The sequence below is a fragment of the Affinundibacterium seohonense genome, assembly GCF_014284305.1.
GTDB classification, from domain to species: Bacteria; Pseudomonadota; Gammaproteobacteria; order Burkholderiales; family Burkholderiaceae_D; genus Undibacterium; species Undibacterium seohonense.
The window spans coordinates 156,851-175,375 of sequence record NZ_JACOFW010000003.1 but is presented as its reverse complement, the minus strand read 5'-3'; the positions used below and the strand labels follow the sequence as shown (position 1 = coordinate 175,375).

Below are 18,525 nucleotides of genomic sequence, written 5' to 3'. Positions count from 1 at the left end.
ATAAAGCAGATTAATGTGATGAGCCTATGAACGCTAAATATGAAGTTTGAACAAAATGAAACAAGTGAATGACTCTGATCAGATATCCCGACTTGTCATATGCGGATATAAGTCCATTGCTACATGCAATTTGGAGTTGGGGAGATTAAACGTTCTGATAGGTGCTAACGGCGCTGGTAAATCGAATTTCATCGGTTTTTTTCGCCTAATTGGTCGGATACTCGATCAACAGTTACAAACAACTGTAGGACAAGCCGGTGGACCTGATGCAATGCTGCATTATGGGAGAAAAAAAACCGAAGAACTGAGGGCAGAACTGTACTTCGGAAATAATGGCTATCGTTTTAGCTTACGGCCAACCCTTGATAATCGAATGGTTTTCCATAGAGAGGCACTTTGGTGGAATGAACATGGAGACTGGCGACCAGCCTCAGGCCATTTCGAGTCGTATGCTGAGAGTCAGAAAGGGAGAACTGCAATTTATGCTTATGTCATACCAGCCATGCGGAGCTGGCGCCTCTACCACTTCCATGATACAAGCCACAGTGCTTTAGTTAAACAGATTCATAATGTGAACGATAATGAATATTTAAGGGAGGATGCCCGCAACTTAGCTGCGTTTTTGTTGCGATTGAAAAATCATCATACGGAGCATTATCAACGTATTGTGAAAGCAATACGCTTGGCTGCCCCGTTCTTTGGTGATTTTTACTTACGTGCTACCGTTGATAATAAAGATAAGATCCAACTTGAATGGACAGAACAGGGACAAGATGAGCCGTTTAGTGCAAGTGCGTTATCTGACGGTACTTTGCGTTTTATTTGTTTGGTTTCGGTGTTGCTGCAACCCGAAGAGTTTATGCCAAAAACCGTGTTGATCGACGAACCTGAGCTTGGCTTGCATCCTTTCGCAATTAAAGTGCTTGGTGGACTAATGAAGTCTGCTTCTCAAGAGCACCAGTTGATCGTTTCGACGCAATCGGTAGAGTTAGTGAATGAATTCGAAGCCCAAGATCTAATTGTTGTAGATAAGCGTGGCGGTGAGTCAATTTTTAGCCGTCCCGACGTTGTGAAATTGGCTGAATGGCTATCGGAATACAACCTTGGAGACCTTTGGAAGAAAAATCTGCTAGGTGGGAGGCCGGGGCGATGAGCCGTGTTTATCTATTAGTGGAAGGGCAGACGGAGGAGGCATTTGTTAATGAACTGATGGTACCGTTTTATGCCAGAATAGGTCTCTATCTAACCCCAATTATTGTCAGTACAAGCGCTGGACATAAAGGAGGAATGATTAGCTTTGCAAAAACGAGACCTCAAATTGAGAAATTGTGTAAGCAAGATGAGGCTGCTTATGTAACAACGCTTTTTGATCTTTACGCACTACCAGAGGATTTCCCTGGGAAAAGAAGTCCGGTTTATCCAATGAGTGGAAATGGGCGGCAAAAGGCAAAATTTCTGGAAGACGAGTTGGCTTTGGTAGTTAATTTACCCAACTTTATTCCTAACTTACTTGTACATGAATTTGAGGCTTTGCTGTTTTCTAAGTTGGAAGTTTTTAAGCAGTGGACTGATGATGATAGGGTATTGGAACCCTTGATTTTAGCTCGAAAAAAGAATGCGCCGGAGGATATTAACGATGGTCCGCATACAGCTCCATCGAAACGAATTCTATCTGCCATGTCTGGGTATCAAAAGACATTTCATGGTCCTTTAATTGCATGTGACATTGGTTTGGATGCTATACGAGCTGAGTGTCCACATTTTGATGCGTGGTTACACAATCTTGAAGGTTTAGTCTCAACATGAGAACTATTGATGAAGTGTATGATTGAATTGAAGGGTGCACTGAAAGTATCAGCCACCAAGAGTGACTGATATTGCATCGTTATAGAAATTTATCGAAACATCACATCAAAATAATATCGTACTGCTCCTGATGAAACACATTCTCCACCTGCAGTGAAATCGGCTTACCAATGAAATCCCCCAGCATTGCCAGATGTTGCGACTCTTCTTCCAAAAACATATCAACCACAACTTGCGATGCCATGATGCGGAATTCTCTTGGGTTGAATTGTTTGGCTTCACGCAAAAGTTCGCGCAGGATTTCGTAGCAGATGGTGCGGGCGGTCTTGACTTGGCCTTTGCCGCTGCAAGCGGGGCAAGGTTCGCAGAGGACGTGTGACAGCGACTCGCGTGTGCGTTTGCGTGTGACTTCGACTAAGCCTAATGCGGAGAACGTGGAAACCGAAAGTTTGGTGCGGTCACGTGCTAGGGCTTTGTTGAGTTCCGCCAAAACAGCATCTTTGTGTTCCTGACTTTCCATGTCGATCAAGTCGAGGATGATGATGCCGCCTAAATTGCGCAGGCGGAGTTGACGGGCAATCGCGAGTGCTGCTTCGAGATTAGTCTTGAAAATCGTATCATCAAAATTGCGACCTGCTACAAAGCTGCCGGTGTTGACGTCGATGGTGGTCATGGCTTCGGTTTGATCGATGATCAAGTAGCCGCCGGATTTGAGATTGACGCGACGACCGAGCGCGCGTTCGATTTCTTCTTCGACGCTGTAGAGATCAAATAACGGACGCTCACCTGTGTAGTGCTGGAGCTTGGGCAATACGGATGGCGTGTAAGTGCGACCGAATTCTTGCAGCATCAAAAAATTTTCGCGGGAATCGACTTGTATGCTGCTGGTTTCTTCGTTGACGAAATCCCGCAAAACGCGTTGCGCTAGATTCAAATCTTGATGCAAAAGGCTGCACGGCGGTTTGGTCTTGGCGAGCTTGGTGATGGTGGACCAAGTGCGGCGCAGGTATTCGATGTCGGCGCGCAGATCTTCTTCGGAAGCATCTTCTGCCATGGTGCGCACGATGAAGCCGCCTTTTTCATCTTCCAACATTAAGCCTTGCACTTTGGTGCGTAAGGCTTCGCGTTCTTCTTCGTTCTCTATGCGTTGTGAAATGCCGATGTGGGAGTCTTGCGGCAAAAATACCAACATGCGACCTGCAATCGAGATTTGCGTCGAGAGGCGCGCGCCCTTGGTGCCGATTGGGTCTTTGACGACTTGCACCGTGACTGCCTGACCATCGTATAGGAGTTTTTCGATGGGAGTGAGTGGCACATTATTGGAATTACCCTCATGCCCCTGTGGACGTGCATCCCAGATATCTGCGACGTGTAAAAACGCGGCACGTTCGAGGCCAATGTCGATAAAGGCTGATTGCATGCCGGGCAAAACGCGCACGACTTTACCCAAATAAATATTGCCGACCAGACCGCGCGATAGCGTGCGTTCGATATGCAACTCTTGTACTGCTCCCTGAAAAATCAGGGCCACGCGGGTTTCTTGCGGCGTGACGTTGATTAAAAGATTTTCGCTCATGGCTAGGTTTCTATTGGATTTTAAAGTTTAATTCAGTTTGAAGCGGTCGAGTAGGGCGGTGGTCTCGTATAAAGGGAGACCCATAATGCCGGAATAACTGCCGCTGATATGTGTGATAAAACGCGCCGCCATGCCTTGTATGCCATAGCCGCCTGCCTTGTCATAAGGCTCGGTGCTGTCGCAATAGGCAGCGATTTGCGCGTCGGTTAATGCGGCAAATGTCACTTCGGAAGTTTGCGTGCATTGTAAAAGCTGATGTTGATACTTGATCGCGATGCTTGTGAGCACTTGATGCGTGTTGCCAGCGAGTTTGCTCAGCATGGCAATGGCCTCTTCACGATTGGCGGGTTTGCCTAAGATTTCTTGAGCGATGACGACGGTTGTATCGGCGGCCAGTACGGGATGCGGAAATAAGCGTCGCGATAACATCGCATCCCATGCTGCTTGTGCTTTTTCTTGCGTGACACGGGCGACATAGGCATCAGGTAATTCGCCCGGAAGCACGATTTCAGTGACATCGGGGCCACGTGGAGGCGCGTCACGTAATAGTAAAACCTCAAAGTCGATGCTGACTTGGCGTAGCAATTCACGCCGGCGAGGGCTTTTAGACGCGAGATAAATTTTTTGGTGGTGCGACATAGCTAAAATCCTGATGCGGGGCGCGGTCGCTACGTTTTTTATACCCGATGGTAAGGGTGATTCTGAGTAATCGACCAGGCGCGGTAGAGTTGTTCTGCTAATAATACACGCACCATGCCATGCGGCAAAGTTAAACTCGAGATACGAATCAAACCGTCAGCTTTTGCCTTGAATTCTGCGTCTAAACCGTCCGCACCGCCGATGACAAACACCACATCACGACCTTCTTGCTGCCAATCGGTCAGTTGTTTGGCTAGGCCGACGGAGGTCAAATCCTTGCCGCGTTCATCGAGTGCAATGATTTTGGCATTCTTGGGGATCACCGCCTCAATTTTTTCTCTCTCCAATGCCATCACAGTTTCGGCGGTTTTGCTGCCTGAGCGTTCGATCGGTTTGATTTCTTTGAGAAAAATCCGGGCTTCAGGCGGCATACGTTTGGCGTATTCCTGAAAGCCATTTTCTATCCAAGAGGGCATTTTGTGGCCGACGGCGGCGATGATGAGTTGCATGTTGATGAGTGTGATTTATACGATTTTGCAATTATACGGCGCTCCCCTTGTCTTTATCGGATTCAGACTAAATACACCAAGAAACTCAAGGAAAATTCACTTTCAAGACGACTGGTCTAATTTGCGTTACAATTCAACGCATGAAACCAATACGCTTAAATATTCGGCAACACATTCTCGATACGGCTAAACCCATTATTTTGGGGAAAGGTTTTGTCGCGGTTGGCTTGAATGAAGTTTTGCAGGCTGCGGATGTGCCTAAAGGCTCGTTTTATCATTACTTCAAATCCAAGGAATTATTTGGTGAAGCTTTGATTGCCAGCTACTTTGAAGATTATTTGTTGGAAGTTGAGCAGCTACTGAAGGCCAATGGCGAATCCGCAGCAAGTCGTTTTATGCAGTATTGGAATGGTTGGCTGACTTCTTTGGCGGATAAAGATATGCAGTGTCAATGCTTGGCGGTGAAGTTAGCTGGCGAAGTTTCCGATTTGTCAGAAGCCATGCGTCTCGCTTTGCATCAGGGCACCGATCGTGTGATTGCGCGCCTCGCCCAGTGTGTAGAGGAGGGAAGAGCCGACGGCTCATTACCGACTTCGCTCGATGCGGCAGTGTGTGCCGAAACGCTCTACGAAATGTGGTTCGGTGCCAGTTTGCTTACCAAGCTTCGACGCGATCCTAGTGCTTTGGAGTCCGCCATGCGATCAACCAAACACTTGTTAGGTCTTTCAACGTAGACCAATAGTTCTTAGATTTACTTGTTTTTAGATTTACCTATTTTCAGTTTTACCGTACGCATCACGCGTCTATTTATTAAAGGATATTCCATGTTATTTACCTCACTCAAAGCTGGCTCATTAGAATTGAATAACCGTATGTTGATGGCCCCGTTGACACGCACGCGCGCAGGTGTTGAGCATTTACCAAATGCCTTGATGGCCGAGTATTATGCGCAACGTGCGAGCGCAGGTTTGATCATTACGGAATGCACGATGGTGACGCCGAACACGTCGGCATTTGCGGCTGAACCTGGCATTTACAGTGCCGAGCAAATCGAAGCTTGGAAATTAGTGACGAGCGCCGTGCACGACAAAGGCGGCAAGATCGTGATGCAGATTTGGCACGCTGGCCGTGCCGCTCATCCAGCGTATAACAATGGTGCGCCAACTTTCGCTCCAAGTGCCATTGCTATCGAAGGCGAAGTGCATACGGTGGATGGCAAGGCAGCGCACGTCGTACCACAAGAACTGACGATCGATCAGATTCAAAGTATCGTGAAGGATTTTGCCCAAGGTGCAAAAAATGCGATTGCTGCTGGCTTTGATGGCGTTGAGATTCATGGCGCGAACGGTTATTTGATCGACCAATTTTTACGTGATGGTTCCAACAAACGTACAGACATCTACGGCGGTAGTTTAGAAAACCGTGCCCGCTTTTTATGTGAAGTGATTACGGCAGTTAGTGCGGCAATTGGTTCAGATAAAGTGGGTTTACGTTTGTCGCCATTAAATAGTTACAACAGCATGATCGATAGCGACCCAGTCGCTTGGACCACGTATTTGAGCCAACGTTTGAATGACTTCAATCTCGCTTATTTACATGTAATGCGCGCCGATTTTTTCCAAGTGCAAAAAGCCGACGTGATGCCAGTTGCACGTGCGAATTACAAAGGCGTATTGATTGGTAACATGGGCTATACCGGTGAAGAAGCAGAAGCAGCGATCACAAATAATTTGTTAGATGCAGTCGCCTTTGGTACCGGCTTCTTAGCAAATCCAGATTTGCCTGCACGTATCAAGGCTGGTGCAGCATTGAATGCGCCAGATTCTTCTACGTTCTATACACCTGGCGCGGTCGGCTATACCGATTATCCAGTGTTGAATGATGCGGCATAATTTTTCTATTTCGTATGTTGCGTAGTTTGTTGAGTCGCATGCTGAAAAATTGATTGCTACTAATTGGGGAGTGTCGCAGGACATTCCCCAGTTTTTTTTAGAACATGAAAATGAATATTCAATCATGTAATTTGATCTGATTCCAGTTATCCCCAGTTATATTGCGCGTGAAAAAGTGATGTGTAAACAGATCTGAATGGACTGAAACTTGCACTTATGCTCACGGGGTTAAGGTAGAATATTTCGGCTCGGTGGTTTCAGTTTTCTATCCGTCAATAGCGTCTTTGTACCAGCGCGGCTCGCATGTATTTTGCTGTCAGTAAACGGGATGTCGTAGGGTGGCGACAAATCGCTCGGCATTCCCTTTTATCAGCAGTATTACGATGGTCTCTGGCTGCGCAACGGCGGTAACGGAAGATGGCAACAGTGGGCTCGTAGCACTTTTTTACTGCCATGGCATGCAGTCTGAGCGGTAATCGACTTTTATCTATGACGTGAGAGCTAGGCTAAAATATGACTGAAAGTGTGCAAAAAAAACTCCTGCGTGTGAGGCCACCGCGGGTAAAAATTACCTACGATGTGGAAACTGGCGGGGCCATCGAAAAAAAAGAGTTGCCTTTTATTGTGGGTATTTTCGCTGACTTAAAGGGCAGTTGGGAAGAGCCGGATACGCAAGTACCCTTAAAAAAGCGTAGCATGATCGACATTGATCGTGACAATTTCAACGACGTGATGGCCACCATTTTGCCACGGGTGAATTTAAAACCCCTCAGCAGCCACCTCAGCGGTAATTCGCTTGATCAGGTAATGAGCTTCTCCAACATCGACGCATTTGAGCCGATGAAAGTGATTGATGCCTTGCCATCACTCAAAAGCCTTCACAATGAACGCAGCCAAATTCGTGATCTCCAATCCAACGTGGAATTAGATGATGCTCTTGCACGTCCACTCGATGCCTTAATCGATGTAGCGCAACCGAGAAGACCGGCAGTAGCGAAGGTAGAGGCAACCAACTCGGTTGAGGCGAAAACCAATGTCGACCCGCCAATTGCCGCCGTTCCCGTGAGTGACACAGTTGACGCGATCAATGCTGATGCTATGGAGAAATGTGCAACTCAGTTAGCCAAAATCTCTAGCTCGAATGTTGAAGCGTGGAAGATGACGCTAGCTCCTTTCGTTAAACAAATGAACTTGTATTTTTCGGAGAGCGATGCGTCTGCTGCCGCTCGTATGACGCAAGCGAAGCAGCGAGGTGCGATTGCAGTGATCGATGAACTGCTGGCTCTGATTGATAAAAAACTCAGCAGTACACTATCAGCCGTAATGCACTGCCCAGGCTTCAAGCAAATCGAAGCGACTTGGCGCGGCCTGCACTATTTGGTGATGAATACCGAAACAAGCGCCACGCTCAAGCTGCGCGTTTTCCATGCCACAAAAGAAGAGTTACGCAGGGATATGATGAACACGGTCGAATTTGACCAAAACACCTTGTTCAAACTGATCTATGAAGCCGAATACGGCACCTACGGCGGCTATCCTTACAGCTTGCTAGTGGGTGATTATGCATTCGGCAATAGCGGCAGTGACTTGGATTTTTTGGGGAAAATAGCAGAGGTGGCAGCTGCGGCGCATGCGCCCTTCATCGCCCAAGCATCACAGGAGCTGTACCGTTTGAGTGGCTTTGATCAGTTAGACGAGCCACCTGATTTCAAGGAGACTTTTGAAAGTCACGAACTGAACGGGTGGAACGCGTTTCGTGAAATGGAACATTCGCGCTATGTCACCTTGACCTTGCCGCGTGTCTTGTTGCGCCTACCTTATGGCGCACCTGGGAAACGCAATGCTACACCGTGTGAGGGCGTCAATTTTGACGAAGAAGGTGTCAGCGCACTCAATCCGATTCGCTTTTCCAAAACCGGCGAAGCCATCAGCTATGCCGATCCAGAGGCCGATCATCTTTTGTGGGGCAATCCGGCATATTTGCTGGCCGAGCGCATTACCAATGCGTTTTCTTTATATAACTGGACGGCGGCCATTTGTGGCGTAGAGGGGGGCGGCTTGGTCGAAGGCTTGGCAAGTTACACCGACACTACCACCAGCGGTGCGACCGAATTATTTTGTCCGACCGAAATATATATTAGCGATAGGCGTGAAAAAGAATTAAATGATATGGGTTTCATTTCTCTGTGTCATTGCAAGGACACTGGCAAAGCCGCCTTTTTTTGCAGTCAAACCACTAATTTGCCAAAGAAACATTTTTCTGACTCGGCCATTGCGAACGCAAAAATCTCGGCGATGCTGCCCTATATGCTGGCTGCCTCACGTTTTGCGCATTATATAAAAGTGATTATGCGCGAGAAGATTGGAGGTTTCCTGACAAGAGGCAATGTCGAAAGCTACCTTAATGCTTGGATTGCCAATTATGTGCTGCTGGACGATAACGCCTCGCAGGAAGCGAAAGCAGCCTACCCATTACGCGAAGCCTGTGTGGTGGTCACAGACGTGCCGGGCGAGCCTGGTTACTATCGCGCCACGGTGTTTTTGAAACCGCACTTTCAATTGGAAGAATTGGCCGCTTCGATTCGTTTGGTCGCCAATCTTCCAAGTTAAATCCAGTACGTTGACCTATTTTAGGAGTTGCTATGGATTTAATTTTATTACAGCCGGGTGATCAGAGCATATTTAGCGGCAGCGACAACGCCGAGACTGTTAACTCCCGTTTTGACAGAGGTACCGGGCCGACCGGATTTTGTATTGAGCTAGTGTCACTACATCAAGGTATGAAGCAGCAAGTAACCACAGATGTCAGTAATCAAGCTCGCACCTCGGGTCGTCCGGTGATCACTGAATTCACGCTGGTGAAATATGTCGATAACACATCGGTGAAACTGTATGACTATTGTTTGCGCGCTGCTGTGATAGGAGCCGGTGCAGATCAACCAACCAAGATATTTATTGCCCGCAATTCTGGCGATAAAACCGCAAATATCATCACGATTACGCTGAAAGACGCCTTGGTGAGCGAGATTCAATTGCAAACGCATCCTGATGATTTGCCGACGGAGCAATTTAAGCTTAGTTTCACTGAAATTTTATGGACCTACACCGTGCAGCAAAATGATACGAAACGACAAGACAGTTTGTCGTCCGGCTGGAGTCTCCTCAAAAATAAGCCAATTGGCGCGCTAAGTAGGGAGTTACCCTAGGTCTGGAATGTCCGCACTGTACTTCGCTATGGCACTCGTTTTGGCACTAGCTTCTGTTGTTTTAATAGGGCTCGCGCAAGTTGGCGTTGTGTTGTGACCGCTCACAACGGGGGATTTGAGAAAGAGATGAAAATATGTTGATGGTCCATAAAAAATGGGGAATAACCGAATTGATTATTCCCCGTTCTTTTCAAGAATTTCTTGCAATCAAAATTACTCAGCGGTTTTACGACGCGTAGTCGCTTTTTTCGCGGCTGCTTCTTTCGACGATGCTGTGGCAGTTTTCGTTGCTGCAACTTTGATACGACCACCAGTCGGGATCTTCGCTGCACGTGGTTTTTTCACTGCGGCATCGCCAGTTGCAGAAGCACGTGGCTTGCGAGCTGGTTTTTCACCTGCCAACTCCGCCGCCACTTTGCTCACGCGTGGTTTGCGTTTTGGTTTCTCATCTTCCACAGTCGTTTGAATTGCCATCATATCTGGCGTCACTTCAACTGGAGCTGCTTTAGAACGTGTGCGTTTTGGCTTCTCTTCATCCATAGGGCCAGCCGTCATTTTGGAAGTACGCTTAGCAGCACCCATTTTGACTTCTTTACCGCCCCAGAGTTCTTCTAAACGGTAGTAAGCACGAATCGCTGGTTGCATGATATGAACGACCATATCGCCCAGATCGACCAGTACCCACTCACCCGTGCCTTCACCTTCCATACCGACGATGTTGCCACCGTTTTCTTTGACCTTATCGCGCACTGCCGCAGCAAGTGCTTTGGTTTGACGGTTAGAGGTGCCAGATACCACGCAAACGCGGTCAAACAAGCTGGTGATTTCAGTGGTGTCAAAGACCTGAATGTCTTGACCTTTCACGTCTTCCAATGCGTCGAAGACTAAAGTTTGTAGTTTTTTGATATCCATAATGCCCTATCTATCTAAATTTTGAATTCTTGGTGCCTGCTTCATCGTGAGTTTGAAGCCGATCCTACTGTAATTCGTGCTGTTGATTCACTGAGGTTAGCGCTAATTGTAAATCCACTCGTTTTGAAGGTAGTCTAACACCTTGCGTGGAATTAGCGAGGTGGTTTCCTTGGTTTGCCCTTGTTGCTGCAATTCGTCGCGAATTCGTGTTGCAGAAATATCCCAAGCTAGATTAGTTTCTAGCCAGGTTTTGCCAAAAGAGCATTGCTTAAGATCTTCAATAGCGCCATTTGCTTGCTGCCAGAGCGCGGCAAATTCGCTGGGTAATGTGTCGAGTTGCAAGCTGTAGCCTGGTCTTGCGGCAACGACGATATGTGCCAATTTAAAAATTTGTTGCCAGTTTTTCCACGTTGCGAAATTGTGAAATTGGTCGGCACCAATTAGCAAAATAAGCGCGATCTCCTCATTTGACTGAGCATTACCCCATTGAGATCGCATGTTAGTTAGAGTTTCAACCGTGTAGCTGGGAATCTGCGCAGCGGCACGTTCTACCTCTTGTCGGTCGATGCTGTAGGGCACAGATAATTGCTCATCAAATGCCAACTCCAACATCTTAATTCTTTGTTCGGCGCTTGCCTTTAAACCTGCTTTTTGCCAAGGTTGGCCTGCTGGGACTAAGCGCACTTCGTCGACCTTGAGCAGTTTTGCAAAATGCTGCACCAGAGCGACATGTCCATTGTGGACGGGATCAAAACTACCGCCAAAGACCAACACCGAGCGTTGGATAGTTGTTGCTGCGGCAGAATTGGAAGGAGCGGATTTTACACCCATTCCTTGTGTACCAAAAAGTCAGTCGCCAATTTGGCTTCTGCGCTACCCGCTTCAGGCTTCCAATCGTAGCGCCATTTCACGATCGGTGGCATCGACATCAAGATCGATTCAGTACGACCACCCGATTGCAGCCCAAATAAAGTGCCGCGATCGAATACCAGATTGAATTCCACATAACGGCCTCGACGATATGCCTGGAAGTCACGTTCGATTTCGCCAAAGGCAATATCTTTACGGCGTTCGAGAATCGGGCGATACGCTTTGACAAATCCATCGCCAACACTCTTGGTCATGGCAAAACTTTGCTCAAACGATTGTTCATTAAAATCATCAAAGAAAATACCACCGACGCCGCGTGCTTCTTTGCGATGTTTGAGATAAAAATACTCGTCACACCATTTTTTAAACCGAGGATGCAAGTCCGCACCGAAAGGTGTTAAGGCATCTTTGCAAGTTTGATGGAAATGTTTCGCATCTTCTTCAAAACCGTAATACGGCGTCAGATCCATGCCGCCGCCAAACCACCACACCGGATCTTTACCTTCGGCATAGGTAGTGAAAAAGCGCACGTTCATGTGGACTGTCGGCGCATACGGATTGCGCGGATGCAGTACCAAAGACACGCCCATGGCTTCCCATTGACGACCGGCTAATTCTGGGCGACTTGCCGCTGCTGATGGCGGAAGATTTTTGCCCATGACATGGGAAAAATTCACACCGCCGCGTTCAAATACATTACCTTCTTCAATGACCCGTGAAATCCCGCCACCACCTTCAGGACGTTCCCAGCTATCGGTGATAAAACGGCAGCCATCGACTTCTTCCATAGCTGAGACTATGGAAGCTTGTAAGCCTAGTAAATACTCTTTAACGGAATTAGCGTCGGTCATGATTTGTAAATAATTTCTATAAGCCTTCCAACGTAGTGGTTCGTAGGAAAAGCAAAGGTGTCGCGATATGTAGTGGGTAGAACCTAGAATATTTTAGCGTCATCCCTGCGAAGGCAGGGATTCAGTGTCTTTAAGCAGTTACGTCACTGGATTCCCGCCTACGCGGGAATGACAATACCCGAAGTTCAGTGCTTACGATCAGTGTTTACGCTCAGTGTTTACGATTCAGTGCACGCCATCCAATATCTTTACGATATTGCGCGCCTTTGAATTGGATTTTTTCAATAACATCGTAGGCATGTTTCTGTGCAGTTTTGACCGTATCGCCAAGACCAACCACACATAACACACGACCACCAGATACGCTAAGCTTGCCGCCAGCTAATGCCGTGCCCGCATGGAAAGTAATGCAATCAGCAGTTTCAGCAGGAATGCCCGTGATATCGGCGCCTTTCTCTGGCGCATCAGGGTAGCCAGCAGCTGCCATGACTACGCCCATTGCAGTACGTCTATCCCATTCGAGTTCGACCGTGTCAAGTGTGCCATTCACTGCATGTTCCATCACCGTGATCAAATCGGTTTTGAGACGCGACATAATCGGTTGCGTCTCTGGATCGCCCATGCGGCAATTAAACTCCAAAGTCTTAGGATTGCCTTGATCATCGATCATCAAACCAGCATACAAAAAGCCAGTAAATACGATGCCATCTTTTGCCATGCCTTGTACCGTCGGCTGAATGATTTCGCGCATCACGCGAGCATGCAATTGTGGCGTCACGATCGGTGCTGGGGAATACGCACCCATACCGCCGGTGTTTGGACCTTGATCTTGATCGAGCAAGCGTTTGTGATCTTGGCTAGTTGCTAAAGGCAGAATATTTTTGCCATCGACCATCACGATAAAGCTCGCTTCTTCGCCTGCCAAAAATTCTTCGATCACAACACGCGCACCCGCATCACCGAGCTTATTGTCGGACAACATCATATCAACGGCAGCATGGGCTTCTTCAGCGGTCATCGCAACGACGACGCCTTTACCAGCAGCTAAACCGTCGGCCTTGATGACGATAGGTGCGCCTTTTTGATTCAGGTAGTCATGCGCTGCTTGCAAGTCGGAAAAAGTTTGGTATTCCGCGGTTGGAATATGGTGGCGGTGCATGAAAGCTTTAGCGAAATCTTTCGAGCTTTCAAGCTGTGCCGCTTCTTTCGTTGGGCCAAAAATTTTCAAGCCTTTTTCACGGAAAATATTCACGATACCCGCCGCGAGTGGCACTTCAGGTCCCACCACTGTGAGGCCGATGTGTTCTTGAATCGCAAATTCTGCTAAGGCGTGCGGATCAGTAATATTGATATTCTTTAGATTTCTATCGAGCTCTGTACCGCCATTGCCAGGCGCAACAAAAATTGTTTGCGCACGTTCTGATTGCGCTAATTTCCACGCTAATGCATGTTCACGACCACCGGAGCCGACCACGAGAATTTTCATTTTTTACTCTTGAACTTAAATATCAATTGATCTTGATTTGCCACGCAAATGCGGGATGCGAGACGCCAAACTTAATCTTCGATGATGGCGTTGGTAAATACTTCTTGTACGTCATCAAGATTTTCTAGCGCATCAATAATTTTTTGCATTTTGATAGCATCATCACCAGTGAACACCGTTTCTGTTTGCGGCTTCATCACGACTTCTGCGACTTCTGGTTTAAAGCCCGCTTTTTCTAAAGCATCTTTAAGCGCGGATAAGTCGTGTGGCGGGCAAGTGACTTCAATGCCGCCTTCGTCATCGGTGACCACATCATCAGCACCAGCTTCTAAGGCTGCTTCCATCAATGCATCTTCATTAGTGCCAGGAGCAAAAAACATTTGACCGCAATGAGTAAACAAGAACGCGACAGAACCTTCTGCGCCCATGTTGCCGCCAAACTTATTGAACGCATGGCGGACTTCAGCCACAGTACGCACACGGTTATCAGTCATACAGTCAACGATAATCGCCGCGCCGCCTATGCCATAGCCTTCATAGCGAATTTCTTCATAGTTGGCGCCTTCCAGCGTACCCGCACCGCGTTGAATCGCGCGCGTGACGTTTTCTTTTGGCATATTTGCATCGAAGGATTTATCGACTGCTAAGCGTAAGCGTGGGTTGGAGTTGACATCTTCGCCACCCATACGCGCTGCAACCGTAATTTCTTTAATCAAGCGTGTCCAAATCTTGCCGCGCTTCGCGTCAGTTGCGGCTTTTTTATGCTTGATGTTGGCCCATTTACTATGTCCTGCCATGATTGCTCTTTCTAAAATTGGCAATTCTTTGCACTTATTTACACTGACTTGCGGTAATTTTTATCATTCGCTAACAATTCAGACATGTCGCGATGGAAACTTTGCAAAGGATTGGTTTTATAATGAAGACCGCTATTCTAACATAGAGCACTTATGCAAAACCGCCCAGAGCTTTGTCGGGCGGCATGGTTTGCATAAGTTTTCGAAGTCGATTTGAACAATTATCTCTTTTTATTCAATTTCACCCCAGGCAAATCATGTCAAAACCACTCTTAGTCGCCAAATCCATTGCAAAAAATCAAACTATTGATCTCCATTTGCTTTCCGACTGGGCGAATCGCCATGGCTGCATTACTGGCGCTACAGGCACAGGCAAAACCGTGACCTTACAAGTACTGGCACAGTCTTTTTCGGATATTGGTGTGCCAGTCTTTATGGCCGACGTGAAAGGTGATTTGTCGGGGATGTCGCAGGCAGGCCAATTGTCGCCAAAGATGCAACAGCGCCTGCAGATGCTAGGTGTCGAAGCGCCAGAATGGCAAGCCTGCCCAGTGACTTTCTGGGATGTATTCGGTAAACAAGGTCATCCGGTGCGTGCCACGATTTCTGACCTAGGACCGTTGTTGCTCGGTCGCATGCTGAATTTGAACGAAACGCAAGAGGGCGTATTGCAACTCGCCTTTAAAATTGCCGATGACAATGGATTGTTATTATTGGATGTTAAAGATTTGCGCGCCATGCTGCAATATTTGGGTGACAACGCCTCTGAATTTCAAACCGAATACGGCAACATTTCCGCTGCCAGCATAGGCGCAATTCAACGTGCTTTGTTGGCGATGGCCGAACAAGGTGGCGAGGAATTTTTCGGCGAGCCTATGCTCAATCTTGACGACATGATGCAAACCGATACGAACGGCAAAGGTTTTATTAATATTCTGGCGGCAGATCAACTCTTGCAATCGCCACGGTTGTATTCGACTTTCTTGCTATGGATGTTGTCCGAGCTCTACGAAAATATGCCAGAAGTCGGTGATGTCGCACAACCTAAGATGGTATTTTTCTTCGACGAAGCGCATCTTTTATTCGATGAAGCGCCAAAAGTCTTATTGCAAAAAATCGAGCAAGTGGTCAGGTTAATTCGATCCAAGGGCGTTGGCGTTTATTTCGTGACGCAAAACCCGCTGGATATCCCCGATACTGTGTTGGGCCAATTAGGTAATCGCGTGCAACACGCATTGCGCGCATATACCCCTCGTGATCAAAAAGCAGTGCAAGCCGCTGCGGAAACATTCCGACCGAATCCTGAGCTCGATACTGCTGCCGTGATTAGTGAGCTTGGTGTCGGTGAGGCCTTGATTTCTTTCCTTGATGAGAAAGGTCGTCCGAATATCGTACAGCGCGGTTTTATCGTGCCACCAGCATCACAAATTGGCGCAATTACGCATGAACAAAGGCAGGCTATCATCGCCAACTCTATCGTTGCTGGCGTTTATGAAAAAGCGATTGATCGGGAATCCGCCTATGAAAAAATTAAAGGCCGTGTGTCACAAACTAGCGAAGGCAGTAGCCAGGCGACGCCGCCAGTTGCTAATGATAATGAAGCTTGGGGACGTTCGGCCGGTTCGCAGTCAACACAGTCTCCCCAACCGCACTCTCAACAGCCTGCACCCGCACAACAAGAAGCTGAGGGCGGTGGAATTGCGGGCGCTTTAGGCGGTATGTTTGGGAATTTGTTTGGTGGATCTGGGATACGTCGTCGCGATAATGTGGCAGAGACGATGGTGAAGTCGGCAGTGCGTACCATTGGTTCGCAGGTTGGACGTGAGATTATTCGTGGGGTGTTGGGCTCGATTATGAAGAAGCGATAAGTTTGATTTTGGTTTTGTAGGTTGGCGCTGAACGTAGTGAAGCCCAACATCGGTTGTTTTGTTTGGAAGCATGTGTGGTGCTGCGAAAATGTGACGTTGGGGTGTTTGACCTCCTCAGGTCGGGTGTGGCCCGACAGCCAGTTACCTTTTTTGTCTCGCCAAAAAAGGTAACCCAAAAAAGGCGACCACGCTGCCACTGGCCTTCGGCTACCCAATTGTGCAGGACAAAAAATGGGAAAGTGTTGAAACTCGCTGCGCTCAGACAGCAACACTTTCTTATCCATTTTCTGCGAAGCACAAATTACATCGTCTCAAACGGGGGTAGGTCAAAGGCAAAAACAAAGTCAAAAACAAAGTCAAAAACAACGACCTATAACTGCCAGACGAAAAATGATTAACCGTCGATGCTGATTGTTTTGAAGTTGCCGTTGCTTTTGACTTCCATCCACTTCTGACACTGCCAATTGTGCAGGACAGAAAATGGATAAAGAAAGTGTTGCTGTCTGAGCCGAAGGCGAGTTTCAACACTTTCCCATTTTTTGTCCTGCATAATTGGGAACCCGAAGGGCAGGGGCAGCGTGGTCGCCTTCTTTTGCTTACTTTTCTTGGCGAAGCAAGAAAAGTGAGTGGCTGTCGGGCCACCCCCGACCTACAGGCAGTAAATCAACAGAAAAAACACTAAACAGATACAACCAACGACAATCTACAATTCAAGGATCAAGCTGAGAGAGCACCATGCACATCAAACACCTAATCACCATCATCCTATTAACCACCAGCCTAACAATTACTTACGCCGCCACAGCCCAAGTCACAGTCAATCCCCTAGTCATAGGCGAATCCATAGAGCTAGTCTCTAAAACCATGCAAGAAACCAGACGGATTAATGTCTATTTACCTGACGGCTATCAACAAGACCGATCAAAATCCTACCCCGTCGTATACATGCCCGATGGTGGTGTTGCCGAAGACTTTCTACATATCGCTGGTCTGATGCAAGTCTCGATTGCCAATGGCACGATGCGTCCATTTATTCTGGTAGGGATTGAAAACACCGTACGTCGTCGCGATTTGACAGGGCCTAGTGATAGCGACTTGGATAAAAAAGCGATTCCTAATTTGGGTGGCGCAGACTTGTATCGCCATTTCTTAACGAAAGAGTTAATTCCTGAAATTGAGCAGCGTTATCGCACGACGCAAGAACGCGCATTAGTGGGTGAATCTTTGGCGGGACTGTTCACGATTGAGACCTTGTTTCATACGCCTGAGATGTTTCAAACCTATATCGCAATCGATCCTAGCTTATGGTGGAATGACCAAGCCTTGACGGCGAGGTTTGCTGAAAAATTAAAGACAAATCCTCAACTAGCAAAGAACCTATATTTTGCCAGCAGCGGACAACGCGGGATGGAGCAGGTGATTAAGAGCTTTGCAGAGATGCTGAAGCTTCAGCAACCGAAGGGCTTAAATTGGACTTACGAACATTTTGCCAAAGAAACGCATGCGACGATTTATCATCCCGCGGCCTTGATCGCGTTTCGCAAACTATTTGCCCCAGTCGCTCAGCAACAATGAGGGCTTATGCGGGGCGTAACCACGCCATAGGAATATCGGCTTCTAGATTTCCGTCGGGGCGGCGTACACGTTGTGCGAAATGGCCTTCGATTTGAAATCCTAAACTTTGATAAAACGCCTGCGCTTTGAGATTGGATTCACGTACAAATAACTCGACACGCAAAATGTTGGGATGCTGGTTTTCAACGGTGTCCAATAAAGCAGTGAAAATCGCTCTACCAACGCCCACGCCTTGATAATCAGGATGAACGGCAATAGTGAGGTCGGAGAGTACGTGGGAAAATAATTTTGGTACGGGGATGTAAGCATGGATTTCAGCGACTACCGTTGATCCGGCTTTGGCAATATAACTGATGCCACGTGCTAGTGCGGTATCCAAATTGTGACGAATATAGTCGTCGGTAATTTCATCTTCAGTACGAGCGATCCCGCCACCTTGTCGCGCTACTTGTAAGTAGAGTGTTTTGATGCCAGCAAAATCGTCTTTGTTCGCTGGTACGACAAGGTAACTCGGTGTATCGCTCATACATAGACCTTT

17 protein-coding genes are annotated in these 18,525 nt (G+C 47.5%); 8 read left to right on the top strand and 9 right to left on the bottom strand.

Annotation, left to right across the window (positions count from 1 at the left end):
- The first annotated feature begins 55 nt into the window (after positions 1-55).
- Together H8K52_RS04345 and H8K52_RS04340 are read left to right on the top strand one after the other, a co-directional pair.
- Positions 56-1,153, top strand: a complete 1,098-nt coding sequence (locus H8K52_RS04345; protein ID WP_186921662.1) for an AAA family ATPase — start codon at positions 56-58, stop codon at positions 1,151-1,153.
- On the top strand, positions 1,150-1,806 hold the full coding sequence (locus tag H8K52_RS04340; RefSeq protein WP_186921661.1) for a DUF4276 family protein: 657 nt from the start codon (positions 1,150-1,152) through the stop codon (positions 1,804-1,806). The genes H8K52_RS04345 and H8K52_RS04340 overlap by 4 nt, the downstream gene beginning before the upstream one ends.
- 100 nt (positions 1,807-1,906) lie before the next feature.
- Here the strand turns inward: H8K52_RS04340 and rng are convergent, their stop codons facing one another.
- Genes rng through rlmH form a run of 3 tightly spaced genes read right to left on the bottom strand, consistent with a single transcriptional unit; the run spans position 1,907 to position 4,530 of the window.
- Positions 1,907-3,382: a ribonuclease G gene (rng, locus tag H8K52_RS04335; protein ID WP_186921660.1), complete on the bottom strand. Its 1,476-nt coding sequence runs from the start codon at positions 3,380-3,382 to the stop codon at positions 1,907-1,909.
- 27 nt (positions 3,383-3,409) lie between these two features.
- Positions 3,410-4,021 (bottom strand): Maf family protein, encoded by a 612-nt coding sequence (locus H8K52_RS04330; RefSeq protein WP_186921659.1) that lies wholly within the window; start codon positions 4,019-4,021, stop codon positions 3,410-3,412.
- Between the two features lie 38 nt (positions 4,022-4,059).
- On the bottom strand, positions 4,060-4,530 hold the full coding sequence (rlmH, locus tag H8K52_RS04325; protein ID WP_186921658.1) for a 23S rRNA (pseudouridine(1915)-N(3))-methyltransferase RlmH: 471 nt from the start codon (positions 4,528-4,530) through the stop codon (positions 4,060-4,062).
- A 140-nt stretch (positions 4,531-4,670) separates the two neighbouring features.
- Between rlmH and H8K52_RS04320 the strand changes: the two genes are divergently transcribed.
- From H8K52_RS04320 to H8K52_RS04305, 4 genes are all read left to right on the top strand, one after another.
- Positions 4,671-5,264, top strand: a complete 594-nt coding sequence (locus H8K52_RS04320; protein WP_186921657.1) for a TetR/AcrR family transcriptional regulator — start codon at positions 4,671-4,673, stop codon at positions 5,262-5,264.
- A gap of 90 nt (positions 5,265-5,354) precedes the next feature.
- The gene (locus tag H8K52_RS04315; protein WP_186921656.1) at positions 5,355-6,422 is read left to right on the top strand and encodes an alkene reductase; all 1,068 of its coding nucleotides are present in this window, start codon (positions 5,355-5,357) and stop codon (positions 6,420-6,422) included.
- 513 nt (positions 6,423-6,935) lie between these two features.
- Entirely contained in the window at positions 6,936-9,032 is a 2,097-nt protein-coding gene (tssC, locus tag H8K52_RS04310; RefSeq protein ID WP_186921655.1) for a type VI secretion system contractile sheath large subunit, read from the top strand.
- Between the two features lie 32 nt (positions 9,033-9,064).
- On the top strand, positions 9,065-9,628 hold the full coding sequence (locus H8K52_RS04305) for an Hcp family type VI secretion system effector (RefSeq protein WP_186921654.1): 564 nt from the start codon (positions 9,065-9,067) through the stop codon (positions 9,626-9,628).
- A gap of 213 nt (positions 9,629-9,841) precedes the next feature.
- On the opposite strand, the gene rsfS is transcribed toward H8K52_RS04305, so the two are convergent.
- The 5 genes from rsfS to H8K52_RS04280 all read right to left on the bottom strand — a co-directional run bounded on the left by rsfS (position 9,842) and on the right by H8K52_RS04280 (position 14,544).
- Positions 9,842-10,540: a ribosome silencing factor gene (rsfS, locus tag H8K52_RS04300; RefSeq protein ID WP_186921653.1), complete on the bottom strand. Its 699-nt coding sequence runs from the start codon at positions 10,538-10,540 to the stop codon at positions 9,842-9,844.
- Between the two features lie 102 nt (positions 10,541-10,642).
- Positions 10,643-11,371: a nicotinate (nicotinamide) nucleotide adenylyltransferase gene (gene nadD, locus H8K52_RS04295; RefSeq protein WP_186921652.1), complete on the bottom strand. Its 729-nt coding sequence runs from the start codon at positions 11,369-11,371 to the stop codon at positions 10,643-10,645.
- Positions 11,362-12,261, bottom strand: coding sequence for an oxygen-dependent coproporphyrinogen oxidase (hemF, locus tag H8K52_RS04290; RefSeq protein ID WP_186921651.1), 900 nt, complete (start codon positions 12,259-12,261; stop codon positions 11,362-11,364). The genes nadD and hemF overlap by 10 nt, the downstream gene beginning before the upstream one ends.
- A gap of 211 nt (positions 12,262-12,472) precedes the next feature.
- Positions 12,473-13,747: a phosphoribosylamine--glycine ligase gene (purD, locus tag H8K52_RS04285; RefSeq protein WP_186921650.1), complete on the bottom strand. Its 1,275-nt coding sequence runs from the start codon at positions 13,745-13,747 to the stop codon at positions 12,473-12,475.
- A 71-nt stretch (positions 13,748-13,818) separates the two neighbouring features.
- On the bottom strand, positions 13,819-14,544 hold the full coding sequence (locus tag H8K52_RS04280; RefSeq protein ID WP_186921649.1) for a YebC/PmpR family DNA-binding transcriptional regulator: 726 nt from the start codon (positions 14,542-14,544) through the stop codon (positions 13,819-13,821).
- Positions 14,545-14,801: 257 nt separating this feature from the next.
- Here H8K52_RS04280 and H8K52_RS04275 point away from each other — a divergent pair, with 257 nt between their 5' ends.
- Positions 14,802-16,412: a helicase HerA-like C-terminal domain-containing protein gene (locus H8K52_RS04275; protein WP_186921648.1), complete on the top strand. Its 1,611-nt coding sequence runs from the start codon at positions 14,802-14,804 to the stop codon at positions 16,410-16,412.
- A 735-nt stretch (positions 16,413-17,147) separates the two neighbouring features.
- Positions 17,148-17,987: an alpha/beta hydrolase gene (locus tag H8K52_RS04270; protein ID WP_186921647.1), complete on the top strand. Its 840-nt coding sequence runs from the start codon at positions 17,148-17,150 to the stop codon at positions 17,985-17,987.
- 4 nt (positions 17,988-17,991) lie between these two features.
- Here the strand turns inward: H8K52_RS04270 and H8K52_RS04265 are convergent, their stop codons facing one another.
- On the bottom strand, positions 17,992-18,513 hold the full coding sequence (locus tag H8K52_RS04265) for a GNAT family N-acetyltransferase (protein ID WP_186921646.1): 522 nt from the start codon (positions 18,511-18,513) through the stop codon (positions 17,992-17,994).
- Positions 18,514-18,525 lie beyond the last annotated feature (12 nt).

Coding starts and splice junctions, on each gene's coding strand:
- H8K52_RS04345 (WP_186921662.1), top strand. CDS start 56: ATGAAACAAGTGAATGACTCTGATCAGATATCCCGACTTGTCATATGC.
- H8K52_RS04340 (WP_186921661.1), top strand. CDS start 1,150: ATGAGCCGTGTTTATCTATTAGTGGAAGGGCAGACGGAGGAGGCATTT.
- rng (WP_186921660.1), bottom strand. CDS start 3,382: ATGAGCGAAAATCTTTTAATCAACGTCACGCCGCAAGAAACCCGCGTG.
- H8K52_RS04330 (WP_186921659.1), bottom strand. CDS start 4,021: ATGTCGCACCACCAAAAAATTTATCTCGCGTCTAAAAGCCCTCGCCGG.
- rlmH (WP_186921658.1), bottom strand. CDS start 4,530: ATGCAACTCATCATCGCCGCCGTCGGCCACAAAATGCCCTCTTGGATA.
- H8K52_RS04320 (WP_186921657.1), top strand. CDS start 4,671: ATGAAACCAATACGCTTAAATATTCGGCAACACATTCTCGATACGGCT.
- H8K52_RS04315 (WP_186921656.1), top strand. CDS start 5,355: ATGTTATTTACCTCACTCAAAGCTGGCTCATTAGAATTGAATAACCGT.
- tssC (WP_186921655.1), top strand. CDS start 6,936: ATGACTGAAAGTGTGCAAAAAAAACTCCTGCGTGTGAGGCCACCGCGG.
- H8K52_RS04305 (WP_186921654.1), top strand. CDS start 9,065: ATGGATTTAATTTTATTACAGCCGGGTGATCAGAGCATATTTAGCGGC.
- rsfS (WP_186921653.1), bottom strand. CDS start 10,540: ATGGATATCAAAAAACTACAAACTTTAGTCTTCGACGCATTGGAAGAC.
- nadD (WP_186921652.1), bottom strand. CDS start 11,371: ATGGGTGTAAAATCCGCTCCTTCCAATTCTGCCGCAGCAACAACTATC.
- hemF (WP_186921651.1), bottom strand. CDS start 12,261: ATGACCGACGCTAATTCCGTTAAAGAGTATTTACTAGGCTTACAAGCT.
- purD (WP_186921650.1), bottom strand. CDS start 13,747: ATGAAAATTCTCGTGGTCGGCTCCGGTGGTCGTGAACATGCATTAGCG.
- H8K52_RS04280 (WP_186921649.1), bottom strand. CDS start 14,544: ATGGCAGGACATAGTAAATGGGCCAACATCAAGCATAAAAAAGCCGCA.
- H8K52_RS04275 (WP_186921648.1), top strand. CDS start 14,802: ATGTCAAAACCACTCTTAGTCGCCAAATCCATTGCAAAAAATCAAACT.
- H8K52_RS04270 (WP_186921647.1), top strand. CDS start 17,148: ATGCACATCAAACACCTAATCACCATCATCCTATTAACCACCAGCCTA.
- H8K52_RS04265 (WP_186921646.1), bottom strand. CDS start 18,513: ATGAGCGATACACCGAGTTACCTTGTCGTACCAGCGAACAAAGACGAT.